The organism is Streptomyces sp. NPDC005899, assembly GCF_040629645.1.
Classification (GTDB): domain Bacteria; phylum Actinomycetota; class Actinomycetes; order Streptomycetales; family Streptomycetaceae; genus Streptomyces.
The window spans coordinates 1-3,744 of sequence record NZ_JBEXWB010000486.1 but is presented as its reverse complement, the minus strand read 5'-3'; the positions used below and the strand labels follow the sequence as shown (position 1 = coordinate 3,744).

Sequence of the window (3,744 nt, the reverse complement as noted above, 5' to 3'; positions counted from 1 at the left end):
GTCGTCGTCGCCGGGCCCGCGTCGTCGCGCGGCCCGGTGACCGGCGTGCCCGGGCTCGTCCCGCCCCGTCCGTCCCGTCCGCCCCGCCTGCCGACCGGACGAACAGGGCCGGAAAGCGGCCCCGGGGCGCTCTGACGGGGGCGGGAGCGCAGGGCGGGACAGGACTCACCCCGGTCGGCGGGTCGGCCGTCGGCAAGAGGTTAAAATCGCTCGTGACCAGCGAGGACGGACTCCTCCACGGTCCTGCGGCAAGGCGCGTGCAGCGGGCGGCGTACCGTATGGCCAAGGAAGCAGGTACCGTTAAAGCCACGGGCGCGGTCTCTCAGCCGAGAGTCCGTCCCGAAACATGAACGCGTGTCAAGACTCTGGGGCCGTCGAGCCCCGTCACCGAGGGGGTCGAGCCATGGGGCGCGGCCGGGCAAAGGCCAAGCAGACCAAGGTCGCCCGCCAGCTGAAGTACAGCAGCGGCGGGACGGATCTGTCGCGTCTGGCCAATGAGCTGGGCGCATCGCCTTCGAGTCAGCCACCGAACGCCGAGCCGTTCGAGGACGACGACGAGGAAGATGACCCGTACGCACAGTACGCGGATCTGTACAACGACGACGAGGACGCGGACGAGGACGGCCGGTCCGGTCCGTCGTCACAGCGCCGCGGCGCTTGACCTCGCGCTGACACATCAACCCGGTCCGGGCCTGCCCGGACCGGGTTCTGTGCTGTCCGCGTCCGGACGGAACGTGCGGTCGCGGACGTCCGCCGGCCCTTTCGCGCCGGGCCGGCGGACGTGACCTCGTTCGTTACCGCGCGTAGTCGCCGGTCAGCTCGGCACCCGCGGCGTGGTCGCCGCGGTCGGTGATCTCGCCCGCGACCCAGGAGTCCACACCCCGGTCGGCCAGCGTCGTCAGCGCCGCGTCCACGGAGTCGGCCGGCACGATCGCGATCATGCCGACACCCATGTTGAGCGTCTTCTCCAACTCCAGCCGCTCGACCTGACCGGCCTTGCCGACCAGGTCGAAGACGGCGCCCGGGGTCCAGGTGGCCCGGTCGACCCTCGCGTGCAGACCGTCCGGGATCACCCGGGCGAGGTTGTTGGCCAGACCGCCGCCCGTGACGTGGCTGAAGCCGTGCACCTCGGTCGTACGCGTCAGCGCGAGGCAGTCCAGGGAGTAGATCCGGGTGGGCTCCAGGAGCTCCTCACCGAGTGTCCTGCCGAACTCCTCGACCTGGCGGTCCAGGGTCCACCCGGCCCGGTCGAAGACCACGTGGCGCACGAGCGAGTACCCGTTGGAGTGAAGACCGGAGGACGCCATCGCGATGACGGCGTCACCCTTGCGGATACGGTCCGGGCCGAGCAGCCGGTCGGCCTCGACCACGCCGGTACCGGCGCCCGCCACATCGAAGTCGTCCGCACCCAGCAGACCCGGGTGCTCGGCCGTCTCGCCGCCGACCAGGGCGCAGCCCGCCAGGACGCAGCCTTCGGCGATGCCCTTCACGATGGCCGCGACACGCTCGGGGTGCACCTTGCCGACACAGATGTAGTCGGTCATGAAGAGCGGCTCGGCACCGCAGACGACCAGGTCGTCGACGACCATGCCGACCAGGTCGTGGCCGATGGTGTCGTAGACGCCCATCTGCCGGGCCAGATCGACCTTCGTGCCGACGCCGTCGGTGGCGGAGGCGAGCAGCGGGCGCTCGTAGCGCTTCAGCGCCGAGGCGTCGAAGAGGCCGGCGAATCCGCCCAGACCGCCGAGGCCGGCGACCTCGGGGCGCTGCGTCTTCCTCACCCACTCCTTCATCAGCTCGACGGCGCGGTCACCGGCTTCGATGTCGACGCCCGCCGCCGCGTAGGAAGCACCTGTTGTCTCAGACATTGCCCGGGATCTTTCGTGTGGGAGTACGGGGCTGGTGGGGAGGGAGCCGGCCGGGCCGGGTCACGGACGACGCAGCGCGTCGGCCGCCGCGGTCCCGGCGGGCCCGGCCGCCAGCTCGGTCTCCAGCAGCTGCTTGCCCAGCAGCTCCGGGTCCGGGAGCTCCATCGGGTATTCGCCGTCGAAGCAGGCGCGGCAGAGGTTCGGCTTGGCGATCGTCGTCGCCTCGACCATCGCGTCCAGCGAGATGTACGAGAGGGAGTCCGCGCCCATGGAGGTGGCGATCTCCTCGACCGTCATGCCGTTGGCGATCAGCTCGGCGCGCGTCGCGAAGTCGATGCCGAAGAAGCAGGGCCACTTCACGGGCGGGGAAGAGATCCGGATGTGGATCTCGGCGGCGCCCGCCTCACGGAGCATCCGGACCAGCGCGCGCTGGGTGTTGCCGCGGACGATCGAGTCGTCGACGACCACCAGGCGCTTGCCCTTGATGACTTCCTTGAGCGGGTTCAGCTTGAGGCGGATGCCCAGCTGGCGGATGGTCTGCGACGGCTGGATGAAGGTCCGGCCGACGTAGGCGTTCTTGACCAGTCCGGCACCGAACGGGATGCCGCTCGCCTCGGCGTACCCGATGGCCGCGGGGGTGCCCGATTCCGGCGTCGCTATGACCAGGTCCGCCTCGACGGGCGCCTCGGCCGCGAGCTTCCGGCCCATCTCCACGCGGGAGAGGTAGACGTTCCGCCCGGCGATGTCGGTGTCGGGGCGGGCCAGGTAGACGTACTCGAAGACGCAGCCCTTGGGCTTCGCTTCCGCGAAGCGCGACGTACGCAGACCGTTCTCGTCGATGGCGACGAGCTCGCCCGGTTCGATCTCGCGGACGTAGCTGGCGCCGCAGATGTCCAGGGCGGCGGACTCGGAGGCCACCACCCAGCCGCGCTCGAGCCGGCCGAGGACCAGGGGGCGGATGCCCTGCGGGTCCCGGGCCGCGTAGAGCGTGTGCTCGTCCATGAAGACGAGCGAGAAGGCGCCCTTGACCTCGGGGAGCACCTTTGCGGCGGCCTCCTCGATGGTGAGCGGCTTGTCGTCCTCGTCCCGCTGACCGGCGAGCAGCGCGGTCACCAGGTCGGTGTCGTTCGTCGCCGCGACCTGAGTGGCTCTGCCGTCCTTCCGCGGGAGGTCGGCCACCATCTCGGCGAGCTGGGCCGTGTTGACCAGGTTGCCGTTGTGTCCGAGGGCGATCGAGCCGTGCGCGGTGGCACGGAACGTCGGCTGCGCGTTCTCCCACACCGAGGCACCGGTGGTGGAGTAACGGGCATGACCGACCGCGATATGGCCCTGGAGGCTACCCAGAGACGTTTCGTCGAAGACCTGCGAGACCAGTCCCATGTCCTTGAAGACCAGGATCTGCGACCCGTTGCTCACTGCGATGCCCGCGGACTCCTGTCCACGGTGCTGCAGGGCATACAGTCCGAAATAGGTGAGCTTGGCGACCTCTTCGCCGGGAGCCCAGACACCGAAGACGCCGCAAGCGTCCTGGGGGCCCTTCTCGCCGGGGAGCAGGTCGTGGTTGAGTCGTCCATCACCACGAGGCACGCCACCGAGTGTAGGCGAGATCGACCACCGGTCCGAATTGGGCGGGGTCCCCGCGCGAGCAGCGGACGCCACGGCGGAGCGCGCCCCCTGAGCGCCCGGGACGGGGTCGGCCGATCACCGTAGGTGATCACCGGAGTGCCGGAACCCCGGGTGCCGGAAGGCCTCCGGGCCGCCGACGACTGGGATGGGCGGCCGTTACCGGTGGGTCCGGCGGGGTGGCGCGACGGTGCCGGTACCGGCCCGCTCGCGGCGCTCGGTGGGGCCGCCCGGCCGGCCGGGCAGGCGCGGC

Annotated in this window: 3 protein-coding genes; 1 reads left to right on the top strand and 2 read right to left on the bottom strand. The window is 70.8% G+C overall.

Going from position 1 to position 3,744, the window contains the following annotated elements:
* Nucleotides 1-403 precede the first annotated feature (403 nt).
* Nucleotides 404-661, top strand: coding sequence for a DUF3073 domain-containing protein (locus tag ABZ371_RS30285; protein WP_069171487.1), 258 nt, complete (start codon nt 404-406; stop codon nt 659-661).
* Between the two features lie 133 nt (nt 662-794).
* Here ABZ371_RS30285 and purM read toward each other — a convergent pair whose 3' ends face one another.
* Complete coding sequence (purM, locus tag ABZ371_RS30280) at nt 795-1,868, bottom strand: phosphoribosylformylglycinamidine cyclo-ligase (protein WP_358685606.1); 1,074 nt, start codon at nt 1,866-1,868, stop codon at nt 795-797.
* 60 nt (nt 1,869-1,928) lie between these two features.
* Nucleotides 1,929-3,455: an amidophosphoribosyltransferase gene (gene purF, locus ABZ371_RS30275; protein WP_358685603.1), complete on the bottom strand. Its 1,527-nt coding sequence runs from the start codon at nt 3,453-3,455 to the stop codon at nt 1,929-1,931.
* Nucleotides 3,456-3,744 lie beyond the last annotated feature (289 nt).

Coding starts and splice junctions, on each gene's coding strand:
- purM (WP_358685606.1), bottom strand. CDS start 1,868: ATGTCTGAGACAACAGGTGCTTCCTACGCGGCGGCGGGCGTCGACATC.
- ABZ371_RS30285 (WP_069171487.1), top strand. CDS start 404: ATGGGGCGCGGCCGGGCAAAGGCCAAGCAGACCAAGGTCGCCCGCCAG.